This window comes from Nocardiopsis metallicus, assembly GCF_014201115.1.
Taxonomy (GTDB): Bacteria; Actinomycetota; Actinomycetes; order Streptosporangiales; family Streptosporangiaceae; genus Nocardiopsis; species Nocardiopsis metallicus.
In genome coordinates this window covers 3722349-3740471 of record NZ_JACHDO010000001.1, presented here as the reverse complement: position 1 = coordinate 3740471, position 18123 = coordinate 3722349, and the positions used below count along the sequence as shown (strand labels likewise).

The following is an 18123-nucleotide window of genomic DNA, read 5'->3' as shown; positions in this document are numbered from 1 at the left end:
GGAACGCGGGGCGAATCCGGTTCGTCGAAAGGGGAACCGTGGGAGGCGGTGAGTACATCAGAGTAGCCAAGGGTTCGAGGGTAGAAGGTGAAACCGGGAGGGAGGACGAAGCGGTGAGCATCTCGGAGAAGCCGGTGGCGGCCGATGAGAGTTCCCCGGGGGAGCGCCGTACCTGGCTGATCTTCCAGCAGCCCCCCGGGCTGGTGGCCTTTGTGTTTCTGATGGTCTTCGTTGCGCTGTTCCTGTTCGGGGTGGCCGCGGCGCAGACGACCCTCAGGCTCATCGACGTCGCCCTGCTGCTCGCTCTCGTGGTCTCCGCCCTGATATGCATAGCCGCGGTCAGCCGTATCGACATGCCCGCCGGGGTCAGCCGGGACCTCCTGGGAGCCTGGTGGTTCCCCGCGATGCTCCTTCTGCCGCCGGTGTACTTGCTCCTCATCCCGATCCCCATCTACCTGATGCTCCGGCACCGCCGCAGTCACACGGTGCCGCACCGGCGGGTGTTCAACGCCTCAGTTGTGGGCGTTTCGGGGTTCATCGCCTCAGTGGCCTGGCACGGGAGCCAGGTCGGATTCCCGGCCGGGATCAGCGGCTCCCCGAACTCCCACGAGGCCCTGCTCAGCCTCAGCGGCGCGGCACTGGCCCTGGCCTGCTGTGCCGGATTCACCGTCCTGAACAGCCTGTTGGTGTTCTGCGGCAGCAAGCTCGGCGGTGTCACCGGCGGTATCCGCGACCTGTGGGACAGGGAGGGGATCCTGGTCGACTCCGCCGAATTATGTGTCGGGGTCACCGTCGCCATCCTCGCCCAGCTCTCGCTGTTCCTGCTGGTGATCGCGGTTCCACCGGTGCTACTGCTGCAGCGCAGCCTGGTCTACCAGCAGCTGAGGGCTGCGGCCCGGACTGACCCGAAGACCGGCCTGCTCAACGCACCCACCTGGGAGAGGGAAGCGGCTGCCGAGATCGTTCGTGCCCACTCCACGCGTGGCCGCGCGGCGGTGCTCATCGTCGACATCGACCACTTCAAGCGGGTCAACGACAACTACGGGCACCTCTTCGGCGACCAGGTCCTGCTCGGGGTCGCCACGACCATCTCCCAGCAGCTGCGCCAGTCGGACCTGCTCGGCCGCTTCGGCGGCGAGGAGTTCGTGGTCATGCTGCCGGGGGCCGACACCACCGAGGCCTGGCAGGCCGCCGAACGCCTGCGCTGCCAGGTCGGCCGGATGGAGATCGCGGTGGACGACGTCCTGGTGTCCATCACCATCTCGATCGGGGTGGCCGTGGCCGGTGACCACGGTGACGACCTCGTCGAGCTGCTGACCGCCGCCGACCTCGCGCTCTACCGGGCGAAGGAGACCGGCCGCGACCGCGTGTGCCTGCCGGCCGGGCGCCCCGAGGTGTCCGGGAAGATCCCCGGCCCCCGGGAGGGCGAGATCACCGATTCCACGAGCAACCCGGGTGACCCTTCCTGACCTGCGAGAACGTCGGAGGAGGGTGGTCGGGGCAGGTTATCCACAGGTTCGCGGGGGCTGCTTGCGCCCCCGCGCCCGGTCACCGAACGTGGAACCATGCCCGGTGATCAGCATGGAACGTCCCCTGAACCCGCCGACCCTCCCCACCCCTCCCAGCCCCCGAACTCCCCAGTGAGCCCGCTTCGGCTGCGGGCCCCGGCCGACCTTCTCGCAGCCCTGCCCTACCTGGTGTCCCAGCCCCTGGACGACGCGCTGGTCGCGCTGGTGGTGGGTGAGGGCCATGTGCTCGGAATCCTCTACGGCGGACTCGACCACCTGGACCACGTCCTCACCCCGGAGCGGAGCGGTGGGGCGGCGGTGTCCGCGGCACTGGCAGCTGACGGCAGCGCCCTCCTCGTGGCCGGTTTCGGTCAACCGGAGCGGGTCACTCCGCACATCCACTCCCTCCTCCAGGCGGCCCGTGTCCGAGGGGTCCGGGTCCTGGAGGCGCTCCGGGTGACCGGGGGACGCTACTGGTCCTACCTCTGCCAGGACCTCGGGTGCTGCCCGGACGAAGGCACACGCTTCGACCCGGACACCTCACCGGTCCCGGCGGAGGCGGTCCTGCGCGGGCTGGTCCCGGGAGACCCGGGGCCCTCCGCGCGGATCAGGTTCCTCCTTGACCCCGTGCGTGGGAAGCTGCGAGAGGCGGTGGCCGAGGCGGCGACGGCGGCCGAGGAGGAGGCGTCCGAGGGGGACGGGGCCCGGCGTCGGACCCCCGAGGTACTGGACGCGCTGCGCGAGGAGCGCCGGCGGCGGGTCACCGACCCGCGGACCCTGGGGCGGCTGGGGGTCCACCTGACCGGACTGCGCGTGCGCGACGCGGTGTGGACCCGGATCACCCCGGAGACCGCACGGCTCCACATGCGCCTGTGGTCGAGGCTGGTCCGCCATGTCCCCGAACGCCACCTCCCGGCCCCGGCCGCCCTGCTGGCGGTGGCCGCCTGGCAGCACGACGACCACGACCTGGCCCGGGCCGCCCTGGACCTCGCCCTGAAGGCGGACCCGGGCTACGCGATGGCGGTCCTCATGTCCCGGGCGCTGCGGTGGGGACTGCCCGCCGAACGCTGGCGCGGCTTCCTGGCCCAGCGCCTCGACCACCAGAGCGAGGAGGAGGTCGGGGCCGAGGACGAAGCGGACCCCTCCAGACCAACCCGCACCCCGATCCCGCTGAGTAGTACGACCGGCGCCGCCGCTCCCGGGGCTACCTCGCGCGTGGGGCAGGGAATGCCCTCGTCCTCGGCGCCACCCGGGCATGAGAGGAAGTGGTGGCGCCTCGGGCCGCGTGGCGAGCGGCAACGCTGCCCCTGGCTGGCTGACTGACTGACTTGCCGACTGACCGACTGACCGACTGACCGACTGACCGACTGGCCGACCGGGCGACTGGGCGTGAGCGGGAGCGGGAGCGGGAGCGGTGAGAATTCGGGGACGACGTGAACGAGGGTGGCCACGGGGCCGTGTTGGCGGGGCGGGGGTGGGGATCGACGGGATCGACGTCCGCGCCCGCAGCACGCCTTGCCCCGCTCCAGGCCCCGTGCCCGCTCCACACCCTGTGCCAGGGATGGCGGCGGATTCGGGCCAGAACCCGCGCAGGGGTGTGCCAGCGCGCGCGGACACCCTCTGCGCGGTACGCCTCCCGTACTGCGGCTCCCGGGGCGTCGAGCGCGTTCTGGCACCCCTCGGTGAGGGCTCGGAGCGGGGTGTGTCCGGCCCGCCATCGGCCGTCCCGCCGACACCGCTGACGTGATGCCGGATAGCGGCCGACGACGAGCCCGCCGGGACGGGATCGTTCACCCCCGCCGTGCCAGGTCGTGCTCGGTGCCGGCCGGGGAGCTCCGATCCGGGATGGTGCGGACTCCTGCGGATCGTCACGATTCGGAGTCCCGACAGGTCCGGGCACACGCCCTGACGCCCTAGGCTGGGAGGCATGCCGGAGTACATCTACACCATGCAAAACGTGCGCAAGGCGCACGGCGACAAGGTCGTCCTTGACAACGTTTCGGGGTCGTTCCTGCCCGGAGCCAAGATCGGTGTCGTTGGCCCGAACGGCTCGGGTAAGTCGACGCTGCTGAAGATCATGGCCGGCATCGAGCAGCCGTCCAATGGTGAGGCGCGGCTCATGCCCGGGTTCACCGTGGGTCTGCTCGCTCAGGAACCGCGGCTCGACGAGAGCAAGACGGTCCTGGAGAACGTCGAGGACGGCGTCGCCGAGACCAAGGCGATGCTGAACCGCTTCAACGAGATCGCCGAGCAGATGGCGACGGACTACTCCGACGACCTGCTCGAAGAGATGGGCAAGCTCCAGGAGCAGCTCGACCACCGCAACGCCTGGGATCTGGACAGCCAGCTGGCGCAGGCCATGGACGCCCTGCGCTGCCCGCCCGGAGACGCCTCCGTCACCCAGCTCTCCGGTGGCGAGAAGCGCCGCGTGGCGCTGTGCAAGCTGCTGCTCGAGGCCCCCGACCTGCTGCTGCTCGACGAGCCCACCAACCACCTGGACGCCGAGAGCGTGAACTGGTTGGAGCAGCACCTGTCCAAGTACGCGGGCACCGTCATCGCGATCACACACGACAGGTACTTCCTGGACCACGTGGCCACCTGGATCCTGGAGCTGGACCGCGGCCAGTTCTACCCCTACGAGGGCAACTACAGCACCTACCTCGAGACCAAGCAGGCCCGCCTGAAGGTCGAGGGGCAGAAGGACGTCAAGAAGGCCAAGCGCCTCAAGGACGAGCTGGAGTGGGTCCGCTCCAACGCCAAGGCCCGCCAGACCAAGAGCAAGTCGCGTCTGGCCCGCTACGAGGAGATGGCCGCAGAGGCCGACAAGACCCGCAAGCTGGACTTCGAGGAGATCCAGATCCCGCCGGGTCCGCGTCTGGGCAACACCGTGGTCGAGGTCAAGAACCTCACCAAGGGCTTCGGGGACCGCGTCCTCATCGAGGACCTCAGCTTCTCGCTGCCGCCCAACGGCATCGTCGGCATCATCGGCCCGAACGGTGTCGGTAAGACGACCCTGTTCAAGATGATCGTCGGTGAGGAGAGCCCCGACGAGGGCAAGATCACCGTCGGTGACACCGTCGAGACCTCCTACGTCGACCAGTACCGGGGTCGTATCGACGACTCCAAGAACGTCTGGGAGACCATCTCCGACGGCGAGTCCTTCATCACGGTCGGCAAGGTCGAGATCCCCAGCCGCGCCTACGTCGCCGCCTTCGGCTTCAAGGGCTCGGACCAGCAGAAGTCCGCCGGTGTGCTCTCCGGTGGTGAGCGCAACCGGGTCAACCTGGCGCTCACCCTCAAGCAGGGCGGCAACCTGCTGCTCCTGGACGAGCCCACCAACGACCTGGACGTCGAGACCCTCGGCTCGCTGGAGAACGCCATCCTGGACTTCCCGGGCTGCGCCGTGATCACCTCCCACGACCGGTGGTTCCTGGACCGCGTCGCCACGCACATCCTCGCCTGGGAGGGCGGCTCCTCCTGGTTCTGGTTCGAGGGCAACTTCGAGTCCTACGAGAAGAACAAGATCGAGCGCCTGGGCCCGGAGGCCGCGCGTCCGCACGCGGTCACCCACCGCAAGCTGACCCGCGACTAGTCACCGGACAGCGGCCAGCGGTCAGCGAAGCCACCGCCCAGCGGTCAAGCAGCACCGACAGGCCCCGTGGGCCGGATCCGTCCGGTCGGCGGGGCCTTCGCGTTCCCCGGTGACCCGGTGCCCGCCGGTGTTTCAGGTGCGAAAAACCCTGTACTGACAGGCACTCCCGTCACTATGGTCCTGGCATGACGATTCTGTGTGTGCCCTACCACCTGGACGACCACCTGCCCGCCTTCCGGCTCCCGTTACCGGCGGGGGCGGTGACGGTGCATCCGGATCTGCCGGAGGCCGACCGGTGGGTCCGGATGGCGGCACTCCACGAGGAGGTCGCCGACCGCGTGGCCGACCAGGTCTGGGTCGGGCGGGTCCCGACCGTACTGTCCGGCGACTGCATGGTGGCCCTCGGAACCGCCGCCGGAGTGCAGCGCGCGGGGGTGGACCCGGCCGTCGTCTGGTTCGACGCGCACGGCGACGTCCAGACCATGGAGACCAGCGCCTCCGGGTACGAGGGCGGGATCCCGCTGCGCGTGCTCGCGGGCTACCGGCCGGATCCGGCCACCGACCGGCTCGGGCTCCGGGACATCGCGGAGGAACGGCTGCTCCTGGTGGACGGACGCGACCTCGACCCGCCCGAGGAGGAGTACCTGCGCACCTCCGCGGTACGGCGGAGCAAGGTCACCGACATCGAACCCGGAACGCTCCCCGAGGGCCCCCTCCTGCTCCACGTGGACCTGGACGTCATCGACGCAGCCGAGGCCCCCGGCCTGCTGTTCCCCACCCCCGGCGGCCCCCGGACCGGCGAGGTCCTCTCAGCCGTCCGTACGATTCTCGGCACCGGCAGGGTCGTCGCCCTGAGCGTGGGCTGCACCTGGCACGCCGACGAGGAACTGGACGCCGAGGGAGGCGTCCGCTCCCGCCTGCTCACCGAGCTCCTGGCCAGCGTTTCCTGAGGGTCGCACCCGTGCACGAGACTTCTGGTACGACCGAGGCCACCGGAGCTGTCCGGGACGTCAGGACCACCGGGGCCCTACGGGAGGCGGCTCATCGCGACCGAGCCCCGGGCCCGGGGGACCGGAAGCGGGAACATCCCTCCGACCCCGTGACTATTCCCTGCCGACCGGCCCAGGAGAGGGATCGTGAACGTGGCATACCCTGGACCCGATGACTTCCGCGCGTGATGACCACCAGGGCGCGGGCGACGAGCCCGCGCAGATGACGTTCTACGAGGCCGTGGGCGGTGAGGAGTTCTTCACCCTCCTGGTTCGCCGTTTCTACGAGGGCGTCGCCGACGACCCCGTGCTGCGGCCCATGTACCCCGAGGAGGACCTGGGGCCCGCCGAGGAGCGCCTGCGTCTGTTCCTCATCCAGTACTGGGGAGGCCCCCGCACCTACAACGAGCAGCGCGGCCACCCGCGCCTGCGCATGCGACACGTGCCGTTCCGCGTCGGCGCGGCCGAGCGCGACCTGTGGCTCAAACACATGCGCGCCGCGGTGGACTCCCTGGACATGCACGAGGTCCTGGAGCGCCAGCTCTGGGAGTACATGGTCATGGCCGCGCACAGCATGGTGAACGTTCCCGGGGAGGCCACGCCCCCCGCGGTGGCCAAGCCGACCTCGCTGCGCGTGGGCGGCGACGGCAGGGTGAGCCGCGACAGCCGGACGCAGGGAGACGATGACGACGGCGAGGCCGTCACCATCTCCCTGAAGCGCTGACCCCCGTACTTTCGTGGGTCGAGTCTCGGTCTCCCCTGGACGCTGTTGGTGAATCCGGAGCGTTGGGACCCCAAGAAGCGGAGAGCCTGGCACGGAGAGGCTCTCCGGGCCAGGCTCAGGCTCGGGTAGGGCATCCGGGGTGGGGCCTGTGCGGGGGCAGGGTGGGTCCTCTGCGGGGCCGGGGGCCTGCGGTTCGGGTTGCGGTTCCCCCGTTTCCCGCCGCGTGATGGTGGCCGTCTACGCTGCGCGCCTCAAGGTCGTACGTCCTCGCTTCCAATGCCGTTTAGTTAGCGCTTCAGGCCAGATGTCAAGCCTGTAACACCACCCGCAACCACCCAGCACAAAGAACGGGACCTCCGATAGAAGCAGGAAATCGACCAAGATCCACCTGCGCCCGGAGGCCCCGTTGCCCGACCAGTATGCCACCACCACAACCTCTGCCACCCGCACGATCACCGTGGCCGCTGGAATCTACGCCCCCGGCCACCTGGGCGAGCTCACCCGCTACCTCCCCTTCGACCTCATCGACGCCGCCCTGGAACACACCCGCACCCAGCAACAACGACTACGCCGCCTGCCCTCACGGGTCGGCGTCTACTTCGTGCTCGCCCTCACCCTGTTCCCCCACCTGGGATACGCCCGCGTCTGGGACACCCTCGTCGCAGGCCTGCACGGCCTACCCGTGCCCCGCCCCAGCCAATCCGCCCTCAGCCACCTACGCCGACGTTTGGGAGCCGGCCCGTTCAAAACCCTCTTCGAGACCCTCGCGGTTCCTTTGGCCCAACCCGCGACCCCCGGCACCCGCTACCGGCACTGGCGCACCGTGGCCTTTGACGCCTGCCACTCGATCAAAGCCCCTGACAGCGAACGCAACCTCACCTGGCTCCGCAAAATCCACTACCAGCAAGGCGTGGAAGGCTACCCCCGCCTGCAGATCACCACCCTGTGCGAGACCGGCACCCGCTCCCTGCTGGGAGCCACCCTGACCCGAGCCCCCAGCGGCGAACCCGACCAGGCCCGCCCCCTGCTGGGCCTGCTCACCCCCCAGATGCTGGTCCTGGCCGACCAGGCCTACCAAGGCAACACCTTCCTGGGCGAGCTCGCCACCACCGGAGCCCAACTCCTGATCCGTTTGCACCCACGCCGCCGCCCCCGGGTGGAAACCCTGCTACCGGACGGCTCCTACCTCACCCACCTGGACGGGCTCAAACTCCGCGTCATCGAAGCCCGCATCACCGCCACCACCCAGGACGGGCAGCAGGCCAGGGGCGTGTACCGGCTGGCCACCACCCTGCTCGACCACCGCACCGACCCCGCCCCACAGCTGCTGGCCCTCTACCACGAACGCTGGGAGATCGAATCGGCCTTCTACTCCCTGCGCCATACCCTGCTGCACCGTCGCGTGTTGCGCTCCCAGGACCCGGTCGGCCTGGAGCAGGAGGTGTGGGCCCTGTTGGCGCTCTACCAAGCGCTGCGCATGGCCATGGTCGAGGCGGTGGAGTCCCGGCCGGGCACCCACGCCGATCGGGCTGGGTTCACCACTGCCCTGAACACCGCCCGATGTCAGGTCATCACTGCCCAGCAGGTGCTGCCCGACGATGACGATCCCGGCCGGGGCGGAAGCATCGTTCAGGCGGTGTTGGACAACCTGCTCCCGGCCCGCCGTGCTCGGATCAGCGCGCGCAAGGTCAAGTGTCCTCAGTTGCGTTACGGCTACGCCGATCCCGAGCGGCCGCTCGCCACCCACCAGGTGCAGAAAGTGGAGTTGGAGATCTTGGCCCCTGCGCCTGGGGCCGTGGTGGGCCCCAAACAGTCCGCAGCTCAACCGCTGGCACCTGGAATCCGCCCTGGTGGGTCCAAGGAGCGCACGATGCGCCTGTTGGGTTCTGGTCCAGACCGAGGTTGGAGCCCGATCGAGGTGGCTCGGGGGTCATGTCCCTTGGAGTGGTGTAACTCCGGGTTCAGGGATCTGACCTGCACGGCTATAGAAACCAGGCGAGCCATCGTGTGACCGTCTAAGTGAGAGAAGGTCTGAAGTTCCTCACCCAAGGACGCACGATGGCTCTGTCCCAGCATGACCTACAACAGCTCCTGGAGTCACTACAAGCCGCCGAGAATGTCGACATGGTCCGTCTGGTGCTGGAGCGCATGCTCCAGGAACTGATCGAGGCCGAGGCCACCGCCACCATCGGTGCCCACCCCCACCAGCGCACGCCCGAGCGCACCAACAGGCGCAACGGTCACCGCGACCGTCCCCTGGCCACCACGGCCGGGGACGTGGAGCTGAAGATCCCCAAACTCCGCTCCGGATCGTTCTTCCCCTCCCTGTTGGAACGCCGCCGCCGTATCGACCGGGCCCTGTTCGCCGTCATCGTGCAGGCCTACGTGCACGGGGTCTCCACCCGATCGGTGGATGACCTGGTCAAAGCTTTGGGAGCCGACTCAGGTATCTCCAAATCCGAGGTCTCGCGGATCTGCGCCGAGCTGGACGAGGAGGTCGAGGCCTTCGCGCAGCGGCCCCTGGACCACACCGCCTTCCCCTACGTGTTTTTGGACGCGACCTACTGCAAGGCCCGTATCCAGCACCGGATCGCCTCCCAAGCGGTCGTGATCGCCACCGGAGTCACCGCCCAGGGACGAAGGGAAGTGTTGGGCTTCGCCGTGGGTGACAGCGAGACCCGCGCGTTTTGGACCGAGTTCTTGCGCGGCTTGCGCTCACGCGGCCTGGGCGGGGTGCAGTTGGTGGTCTCGGACTCCCACGCCGGCCTGGTCGCCGCGGTGGAGGCGGTCTTCCTCGGGGCGGCCTGGCAGCGCTGTCGGGTGCATTTCGTGCGTGATGTGCTGGCCAAGGTGCCCAGGGGGTCGGGGGAGATGGTTGCGGCCACGATCCGCACGATCTTCGCTCAGACCAACGCCGAGGCGGTGCGCACCCATCTGGGCACGGTCGCCACCATGCTTGGGCGGCAGTTCCCGCAGGTGGAGCAGATGCTGACCGGGGCGGCGGTGGACATCACGGCGTTCGCGGACTTCCCGAGCGGGCATTGGAAGAAGATCTGGTCGACCAACCCGCTGGAGCGGTTGAACCGGGAGGTCAAGCGCCGGGCGGACGTGGTGCAGGTCTTTCCGAATCCGAAGGCGTTGGGGCGGTTGGCCGGGGCGGTGCTGGCCGAGCTGCATGACGAGTGGCAGGTGAGCGATCGTCGTTATTTGTCCGAGGCGTCCATGGTCGAGTTGCTGGGCCAGGACGCGCGCGGCTCGGGCAGACAGCAGGGCCCGAACGAGATCGGCCCCGGGTCACTGCCCGGGGGTTAGTGCGGTTGTGAAGTTACACCACCTGATGGGACACCATCGGCTCGGGCTTTGGGTTATCCCCATTACCGGAGTCTGGCCACGCAGATGGGCGTGTGGGTCCAGGAAGGGTTCCTGCAACGGATCGCTCGAGGCCGTTACACCCTGGCGCCACGGTGGGCGAGTTCGGGGTTGACAGCTCAGCCTGTCCCTTAACTAAACGGCATTGTCCTCGCTTCGCTCCGGGCGCTCCACCTTGACCCGCTTCGCTACGACGGCGGTGGGCGGCTATCGGGAAACGGGGCAGGTGTGGTCGGGGTGGTAGGCGGGCCCCTAAAGGGGCCCAACGGCAACCACCAACGGCAACCGCGACTGCGCGGCCTTCGGCCGGTGCCTTCCCCCGGCCGGAGCGCAACGCCTGGCCGTGTCGCGGCCGGTCATTCGCCCGGACGGACAAGCGGCAGCGAGGGAAGCGGTCTCCCCAGCCCTACGGGGATCGGGGTGCGTGTCGCGGCCGGTCAAGGTCGGCAACGAAAAGCGGCAGCGAAGGCAGCGGTCCCCCAGCCCTGCGCGGATCGGGTCGCGTGTCGCGGCCGGTCACGCGTGCCATCGGGCCAGCCGGTGGTGAGGGTGGGGTTCAGCGCTGTGGTGTCGGCTCCGGGCGAGCCGGGGTGTCCGTAACCCGCGTCTGGGGGTGGTCCGCTGCTTCCGAAACCCCTTCATTCCCGGTGATCTTGCTACCAGGGGCAAGTTCGGCGCCGAACTTGCTCCTGGTAGCAAGATCATCTTCGAAAAGAGGGCCGAAACCGGGCCCGGGGGCCTGGTGGGCCGCTGGTGGTGTTCGCCGGTACGGGCAACCGGTCCGCGCAGGGCTGGGGGCCACCATCACGCGGTGGGAAACGGGGGGACCGCGACCCGGACCGCAGGCTCCAGTCCGCACACAGACCCCGCCCCGGAATCAATCAACAGCATCGCCCCTGTGCCGGGCTCCGCCTCCCCTCGGAACCGCTGCTCCGGGACGTCGCTCGCGGGGGCCGGGCACGCGGGTGTCAGGAGTACTTGTTGAGGAGCGCGCGCTCGGCGTCGTTGAGGCGCCGTGCGCTCTGCGTGGCCACGTCGAAGCCGACCAGGACCGTCTTCGCGCGCAGGTAGACCCGCTCGTCGTCGAGGATCTCGTAGGACATGCTGAAGCTGGCGTTGCGGACCTCGGTCACCCACAGCTCCACGCGCACCGGGTCGGTGCGGGGCAGCAGCGGGGCGACGTAGTCGGCCTCCTGGCGGGCCACGACCGTCGCGCCGAAGGCATCGGGGCGGCCGTCACCGATCCCGAAGTGCAGGAACCCGACGCGGGCGTCCTCCAGGTAGGTGAGCATCCGGACGTTGTTGACGTGCTGCTGGGGGTCAAGGTCGGCGTAGCGCACCTGGGCCAGGTGCACGTACCGCTGGGGCCCGGCGGTGGTGGGGCTTTCGGCCTCGATCTGTGTCACGTCCTGGGTCCTCTCCCGAAGTTCTCCCGGATGTCCTCCCCGGGGTCGGGCGTATCCCGTGGTCACACGCTTGTCGCGACGCACCGGACACGCCTTTGGCCTCCTTTGATTGTCTCAAAGGACCCTCCGCGCAACCCCGGTGCGGGGTGTCCGATTCCTGTGTCCTTGCTCTCCCCGGCCCGGGTCGGGGCCGGGGAGAGCCGACGGGCTCGGGCGGGTCAGGAGACCGAGAGCCCCAGGTGGTGGGCGAGGAAGGCGAGCTGCTCCGCGGTCAGGGCCACACTGCGGCTCACCGATCGGGAGCTGTGCCCGACCTCGGCCTCGCGGCGGACGAGGATCGGTCGCTCCTCGATCGGCGCCGACGTGGCCTGCTGCATCTGGGCGCACAGCTTGCGGGCGTGCAGCGGGTCCACCCGGGTGTCGTTGTCGAACACCGTGAACAGGGTGGCCGGGTACCGGGTGCCCGGCCGGACGTTGTGGTACGGGGAGTAGCCCAGCAGCCAGCCGAGCTCCTCGGGCTTCTCGGCGCTGCCGTACTCCACGCTCCACAGCTGTCCCAGCCCGAACCGCTCGTAGCGCACCATGTCCAGCAGCGGGGCCGAGCAGACCGCGGCGGTGAACAGCTCCGGCCGCTGAGTGATCATGGTGCCCACCAGCAGGCCGCCGTTGCTGCCGCCCATGATCGCGAGCCGTTCCGCGCTGGTGGTGCCGCTGGAGATCAGGTGCTCGGCGGCCGCGGCGCAGTCGTCGAAGACGTTCTGCTTGTTGGCGAGCATGCCGCCCCGGTGCCATTCCTCGCCCTCTTCCAGGCCGCCGCGCAGGTTCGCGACGGCGTACACGCCCCCGGCGCGCACCCACGCCAGGATGGCGGCGGAGTACCCCGGGGTGAGGGAGATCTGGAACCCCCCGTAGCCGTACAGGATGGTCGGGCGCGGGCCCTCGGCGGGCGCGGCGGGGGAGACCACCAGCATGCGCACGGTGGTGCCGTCCTTGGACGTGAACGCGACCTGTTCGGTGCGCACGTCGGGCAGGTCGATCTCGCCGGGCGGCTCGGCCCACGGCGTCACCTCCCCGCTGCGCGCGTCGTAGTGGTACACGGACGAGGGGTGGGTGTTGTCGGTGTAGCCGAACCACGCCTCGTGGCCGCCCTCGGGCCGGCTGCTCAGCCCGCCGACGCTGCCCAGGCCAGGCATCGGCAGGGTGCCCAGGCGCGCACCGGTCCCGGGGTCGTGGCGGCTGATCTCGCTGATCGCGTGCCGGCTCCAGACCAGGAGCAGTTCGGGGGAGTCGAGCTCCTCCCCGTCCAGCAGCGCGTGGCCCTCCAGGACCGCCTCGGGGTCCTCGGCGACCAGGGTGGTCCAGTTCTCGTACCCGGGTGCGGCCGGGTCGGCGACGCACAGGCGCCCGCGCGGGGCCTCGCGGTCGGTGAACAGGTACAGGCGGTCGTCCCGGCCCACGTGCAGGCGCAGGTCGGAGTCCACTCCCTCCTGGACGGTGACCAGGCGGGGGCTCTCCAGCGGCCCTTCTCCGAGGTCGGCGATCCAGGCGTTGGTCGCCGAGGACGTGCCGTTGGCGGAGGTCAGGGTGAGCCAGCGGCCGTTCTCGCTGAGGCTCACCCCGTAGTACTCGGTCTTGAGGCGGTCCTGGCCGAAGATGAGCGCGTCCTGGTCGGCGGGGGTGCCCAGCCGGTGCAGGTAGACCCTGCGGTGGTAGGACTCCTCGCCGTCGGGGACCTGATCGGCGGGCAGGCGGCGCACGTAGTAGAAGGCCGAGCCGTCGGGCAGCCAGGCCACCGGGCTGTACCGGGTGCGGTCGATGGGGTCGTCCACGAGCTCGCCCGAGTCCACGTCGATGACGCGCAGGAGCGACTCCTCGTCGCCGCCCTCGGAGAGTTGGTAGGCGAGCAGGCGTCCGTCCGGTGAGGGCCGCCAGGCGTCCAGCGTGGTCAGGCCGGAGGGATCGAGTGCCCCGGGGTCGACCAGGACGCGCTCGTCCCCCTCACCGTCCCGCACGTGCAGCACCGCGTGCTCCTGGCCGGGGGCACGACGGGTGACGAAACGGCGTTCACCGCGCCAGACCGGTACTCCGACGTGTCCGGCTCCCATGAGCGAGCGCACCTGGTCGGCGAACCAGCCATGGGTCTCGTAGTCGGCGGACAGCTGGTTGTACAGGTCGTCCTGGGCGGAGGACCACTCCTTGGTCTCCGTCGAGTCGGCGGCCTCCAGCCACCGGTAGGGGTCACGGACGGTGTGGCCGTGCAGGGTCTCTTGGATGTCCAGCCGCGTGGCCGGGGGATAGCGAAGTTCGCGCATACTTCGCACCCTATCCACCGTTATCTCACTGTGTGTGTTCGGCGCGGCGCGAGCATGAATCCGGGTTTGCCGGACGCACAATGGGTTCCAGAAAGCGACAACGCGTGTTTTCTGGGTGGCCCGACGGAAATTGGGGTGGCGCCGGAGCGGTCCGAGCAAGCAAACTGAATGCGGGACGCAACTCGGCGGGAACCACCGGGAGGTCCGTGTGGCAAGGCGTACGGAGACACCGATCCTCGGGTCGGTGCACAGGGAGGTTTCCTGGCTGGCCGAACGGCTGGCCGGGGAAGAGACACGGCGGGCGAACACGGCCGCCGGGGCGACGCGATGAGCGCCCGACGCAGCCGGGAGGGTGGTCCAGGCACCGCCCGCCGACACGTGCTGCTGCTCAACGCCAGTTTTGAACCACTCACGACACTGCCCCTGCGCAGAGCCATTCTGCTCGTTCTGCGGGAAAAGGCGGAAGTCGTTCACGATGACGGCGCGGGGGCGGTGCTGCACTCGGCGACACGCTCCTATGACGTGCCGTCGGTGATCAGGCTCAGGCGCTACATCAGCGTCCCGTACAGCCGAAGAGTGCCCCTCACCCGGGTGGCGCTCATGCGGCGGGACCGGCACACCTGCGGTTACTGCGGGAAGAAGGCCGAGACGATCGACCACGTCGTCCCGCGCAGCCGCGGCGGTGCCCACGTGTGGGAGAACGTGGTCGCGGCCTGCAAGCCGTGCAACCACCGCAAGGCGGACAAGTTCCTGGACGAGATCGGCTGGGAGCTGCACATCACCCCCAAGGTGCCCAAGGGCCCCCACTGGCGGTTGATCAACGGCGACCTGCACGGCGACCCCCAGTGGGAGCCGTACATGGCGCACCTGGCCGCGTAGCGGCAGCAAGGGCCGGGACAAACCCCAGGGCGTCCCACCCGGCCCGGACCACGCCCCTGGGGAGCCGACCCCTCAGCTCCCCAGGGGCGTCCCCTTGCCCCAGACGGATCCGGGCTGGAGCCGGATCACGCGCGGCCCTATCCTTGGGGCATGCCCAGATACGACTTCCGCTGCCGCGAGTGCGACGACACCTTCGAGCTCTCCCGCCCCATGGCCGAGTCCGATGCCCCCGCCGGCTGCCCCCAGGGGCACGACGACACCGTTCGGCTGCTGTCCACCGTCTCGGTGGGCGGACGCGCCGCCGCCCCCGCGCCCTCCGGTGGCGGAGGCTGCTGCGGGGGCGGCTGCTGCGGCTGAGGACCAGCCCGGTCTACTTCTCGATCTGGCTGACGTCGCGCGCCGCGCCGGTCGAGGCCGAGGTGGCCATCGCCGCGTAGGCGCGCAGCGCGGCGGTCACCGGGCGCTTGCGGTCGCGCGGCTGGAACCGGCCCAGCTCCTTGAGCAGTCGCTCACGGCGGGTGTTCAGCTCCTCCTCGGCGACCTCCAGCACGATGCCCCGGTTCGGGATGTCGATGCTGATCGTGTCGCCGTTCTCGACCAGGGCGATGTCGCCGCCCGCGGCCGCCTCGGGGGAGGCGTGGCCGATGGACAGCCCGGAGGTGCCGCCGGAGAAGCGGCCGTCGGTGATCAGGGCGCAGGCCTTGCCCAGGCCGCGGCCCTTGAGGAAGCTCGTCGGGTAGAGCATCTCCTGCATACCGGGTCCGCCCTTGGGGCCCTCGTAGCGGATGACCACCACGTCACCGGGCTCGATCCGCTTGTTGAGGATGCCGTCCACGGCGTCGTCCTGCGACTCGAACACCTTGGCGGGCCCGGAGAAGGTCCACAGCTCCTCCTCCACGCCGGCGGTCTTGACGATCGCGCCGTCCGGGGCGAGGTTGCCGAACAGCACGGCCAGGCCGCCGTCCTTGGTGTAGGCGTGCTCGACCGAACGGATGCAGCCCTTCTCCCGGTCGGTGTCCAGGGTGTCCCAGCGCACGCTCTGCGAGTAGGCCTTGGTGGTGCGCACACCGCCGGGGGCCGCGTGGAAGAGCTCCACGGCCTCGGGCAGCACCGTGTCCGAGGTGATGTCCCACTCGCCGATGAACTCGCCGATGGTCTTTCCGTGCACGGTGGGTAGGGAGGTGTCGAGCAGGCCGCCGCGGGCCAGTTCGCCCAGGATGGCGGGGATGCCGCCGGCCCGGTGCACGTCCTCGATGTGGTACTTCTCGGTGTTCGGCGCGACCTTGCACAGGCACGGGACGCGGCGGGAGACCTCGTCGATCTCGGGCAGCCCGAAGTCCACACCGGCCTCGGTGGCGGTGGCCAGCAGGTGCAGGATCGTGTTGGTGGAACCGCCCATGGCCACGTCCAGGGCCATGGCGTTGCCGAAGGCGGCCGGGGTGGCGATGGACAGCGGCAGCACCGAGTCGTCGTCATCCTGGTAGTAGCGCTTGGCGGCCTCCACGACCAGGCGCCCGGCGTCCTCGTAGAGGGCCTTGCGGGCGGTGTGGGTGGCCAGGACCGTGCCGTTGCCGGGCAGGGCCAGCCCCAGGGCCTCGGTGAGGCAGTTCATCGAGTTGGCGGTGAACATGCCCGAGCAGGAACCACAGGTCGGGCAGGCGTTCTCCTCCATCTCGTCGAGTTCGGCCTGGGAGACGCTCTCGTCGGCCGCGGCGATCATGGGGTTGATCAGGTCGAGCTTGCGGACCGTGGTGGCGGTGCCCTCGACCACCGTGACCTTCCCGGCCTCCATGGGGCCGCCGGAGACGAACACGGTGGGGATGTTGAGGCGCATCGCCGCGAGCAGCATGCCCGGGGTGATCTTGTCGCAGTTGGACACGCACACCAGGGCGTCGGCGCAGTGGGCGTTGACCATGTACTCGAGTGAGTCGGCGATGAGTTCACGGCTGGGCAGCGAGTACAGCATGCCGCCGTGGCCCATCGCGATGCCGTCGTCGACGGCGATGGAGTTGAACTCGCGGGGCACGCCACCGGCCTGGCGGATGGCGTTCGCGACGACCTCGGCGACCTCGCGCAGGTGCACGTGTCCGGGCACGAACTCCGTGAAGCTGTTGGCCACGGCCACGATGGGCTTGCCGAAGTCCTCGCGCTCTACGCCGGTGGCGCGCATGAGAGCGCGCGCGCCTGCCATGTTCCTGCCGTGGGTGACCGTGCGTGAGCGTAGGGCGGGCATAGGGTGGACTCCCATCGTTACGGGTGTTTCCCCTCGATGGTAGTCCCCTTGGTGAACCGCTTCGGTCTCGCCCCGGGAGACACCTGTTTCGGATGTTGAGATTTGTGGAGGTGGGGGACTCATCGCGCGGGGAGGTCGGGTGCGGCTTGAGGCCTGGACGGACATACGTAAGGCCCGGAGGCCACGGCGGTGTGGCTGGTTCCGGGCCCGAGTGCGGCAGGGGCGGTGAACGGGGTGGGGTCTCAGTAACGGGGCGGCAGGGCCTTCTTCGCCGCCTGGTAGATCTCTTCGATCTCGGTCTCGCTCAGCCGGTCACGCCCACTGCGCAACCACTTGCGGACCTTGGTTCCGGTGATGATGTCCACGCCGCGCAGCCGGTGGCTGTCCCAGGGCATGCCCGGCCCGTAGATGGCCAGGGAGGCGCGCACCGAGATCTCGCGGCCGAGCTCCTGGCTGATGAGCTCCTCCGCGCGCTTGGCCTCCTCCAGGGCCTCGTCGATCCGCTCGTTCTTGCTGAACCGGCCGTGGTACAGCTTCTCCAGCTTGTTGCGCAGCGGGAGGCGCTTGTCCCAGGACTCCGAGTCGATGGCGAACGCGCCGCGCCGACCCACGATGAAGTGGTCGATCTGGCCGTTGCCACCGGGTACGGCGCGTGCGTGAAGCACGCGGTAACCGAGCTGCTTCATGAGCTTGAGCTGGGCCTCGGTGCGCCGCTGCGCGGCCGAGGGCTTACGCCAGCGGGGGATCTCCGACTCACGCCGGGCGTTCCACACCATCACCGCGACCAGGGCGATGAGTCCGAAGGTGACACCGACCCTCCAGTCCCCGGTGAGCATGCCGAAGGCGCCCGCTGCAGCCGCCGCGGCCACGCTCCGGACCGTCCACCTGCGCGCGGCTTCGTTGGATTTCAGGGCTCCGTAGAGGGCCTTGCCGCCTGACGCGCCGGCGTCCTTGCGCTGGTTGGGGAAGAAGAGGGCCTCGGGCCGTTCGGGCTCCGACCCGTCGGACGATGGGCTACGACCGTTCACACTGGTTGCCGATTCCACGACGGACAGGTTAGTTCCATCCATATCTGAGTCCTAGTGCATTACTTCTCACACTTTTCTTCCCT

General features: G+C 69.5%; 13 protein-coding genes. 9 read left to right on the top strand and 4 right to left on the bottom strand.

Translation table 11 applies throughout. The annotated features are described in order from the left end of the window. Window positions 1-113: 113 nt before the first annotated feature. The 7 genes from HNR07_RS16270 (at window position 114) to HNR07_RS16240 (ending at window position 10125) form a co-directional block, all read left to right on the top strand. Window positions 114-1469 (top strand): GGDEF domain-containing protein, encoded by a 1356-nt coding sequence (locus HNR07_RS16270; protein ID WP_184365718.1) that lies wholly within the window; start codon window positions 114-116, stop codon window positions 1467-1469. Between the two features lie 171 nt (window positions 1470-1640). Then, complete coding sequence (locus tag HNR07_RS16265) at window positions 1641-2831, top strand: DUF4192 domain-containing protein (RefSeq protein WP_312893828.1); 1191 nt, start codon at window positions 1641-1643, stop codon at window positions 2829-2831. Between the two features lie 604 nt (window positions 2832-3435). Then, complete coding sequence (ettA, locus tag HNR07_RS16260) at window positions 3436-5100, top strand: energy-dependent translational throttle protein EttA (RefSeq protein ID WP_184365716.1); 1665 nt, start codon at window positions 3436-3438, stop codon at window positions 5098-5100. A 185-nt stretch (window positions 5101-5285) separates the two neighbouring features. Next, window positions 5286-6050 carry an arginase family protein gene (locus tag HNR07_RS16255; protein WP_221318837.1) on the top strand — a complete coding sequence of 255 codons (765 nt, stop codon included), beginning with the start codon at window positions 5286-5288 and terminating at the stop codon, window positions 6048-6050. Between the two features lie 211 nt (window positions 6051-6261). After that, window positions 6262-6813 (top strand): globin, encoded by a 552-nt coding sequence (locus tag HNR07_RS16250; RefSeq protein WP_246420335.1) that lies wholly within the window; start codon window positions 6262-6264, stop codon window positions 6811-6813. A gap of 406 nt (window positions 6814-7219) precedes the next feature. Next, window positions 7220-8824 carry an IS4 family transposase gene (locus HNR07_RS16245; protein WP_184365715.1) on the top strand — a complete coding sequence of 535 codons (1605 nt, stop codon included), beginning with the start codon at window positions 7220-7222 and terminating at the stop codon, window positions 8822-8824. Window positions 8825-8871: 47 nt separating this feature from the next. Continuing rightward, window positions 8872-10125 (top strand): IS256 family transposase, encoded by a 1254-nt coding sequence (locus HNR07_RS16240; RefSeq protein WP_246420327.1) that lies wholly within the window; start codon window positions 8872-8874, stop codon window positions 10123-10125. 1025 nt (window positions 10126-11150) lie between these two features. On the opposite strand, the gene HNR07_RS16235 is transcribed toward HNR07_RS16240, so the two are convergent. Then, a complete protein-coding gene (locus HNR07_RS16235) occupies window positions 11151-11588 on the bottom strand; it encodes an acyl-CoA thioesterase (protein WP_254418028.1) in 438 nt (145 codons plus the stop codon). 218 nt (window positions 11589-11806) lie between these two features. Then, window positions 11807-13900, bottom strand: a complete 2094-nt coding sequence (locus HNR07_RS16230; protein WP_184365714.1) for a prolyl oligopeptidase family serine peptidase — start codon at window positions 13898-13900, stop codon at window positions 11807-11809. A 378-nt stretch (window positions 13901-14278) separates the two neighbouring features. Between HNR07_RS16230 and HNR07_RS16225 the strand changes: the two genes are divergently transcribed. After that, window positions 14279-14779 carry an HNH endonuclease gene (locus tag HNR07_RS16225; RefSeq protein WP_017584743.1) on the top strand — a complete coding sequence of 167 codons (501 nt, stop codon included), beginning with the start codon at window positions 14279-14281 and terminating at the stop codon, window positions 14777-14779. Between the two features lie 150 nt (window positions 14780-14929). Then, complete coding sequence (locus HNR07_RS16220) at window positions 14930-15136, top strand: FmdB family zinc ribbon protein (RefSeq protein ID WP_184365713.1); 207 nt, start codon at window positions 14930-14932, stop codon at window positions 15134-15136. A 13-nt stretch (window positions 15137-15149) separates the two neighbouring features. On the opposite strand, the gene ilvD is transcribed toward HNR07_RS16220, so the two are convergent. Then, complete coding sequence (gene ilvD, locus HNR07_RS16215) at window positions 15150-17012, bottom strand: dihydroxy-acid dehydratase (protein ID WP_184365712.1); 1863 nt, start codon at window positions 17010-17012, stop codon at window positions 15150-15152. Between the two features lie 242 nt (window positions 17013-17254). After that, the gene (locus HNR07_RS16210) at window positions 17255-18040 is read right to left on the bottom strand and encodes a nuclease-related domain-containing protein (RefSeq protein ID WP_184372110.1); all 786 of its coding nucleotides are present in this window, start codon (window positions 18038-18040) and stop codon (window positions 17255-17257) included. Window positions 18041-18123: the final 83 nt, after the last annotated feature.

Bases quoted from the DNA above. Each gene is read 5' to 3' on its own strand.
- HNR07_RS16255 (WP_221318837.1), top strand. From the start codon at position 5,286: ATGACGATTCTGTGTGTGCCCTACCACCTGGACGACCACCTGCCCGCC.
- HNR07_RS16250 (WP_246420335.1), top strand. From the start codon at position 6,262: ATGACTTCCGCGCGTGATGACCACCAGGGCGCGGGCGACGAGCCCGCG.
- HNR07_RS16220 (WP_184365713.1), top strand. From the start codon at position 14,930: ATGCCCAGATACGACTTCCGCTGCCGCGAGTGCGACGACACCTTCGAG.
- HNR07_RS16230 (WP_184365714.1), bottom strand. From the start codon at position 13,900: ATGCGCGAACTTCGCTATCCCCCGGCCACGCGGCTGGACATCCAAGAG.
- ilvD (WP_184365712.1), bottom strand. From the start codon at position 17,012: ATGCCCGCCCTACGCTCACGCACGGTCACCCACGGCAGGAACATGGCA.
- ettA (WP_184365716.1), top strand. From the start codon at position 3,436: ATGCCGGAGTACATCTACACCATGCAAAACGTGCGCAAGGCGCACGGC.
- HNR07_RS16240 (WP_246420327.1), top strand. From the start codon at position 8,872: ATGGCTCTGTCCCAGCATGACCTACAACAGCTCCTGGAGTCACTACAA.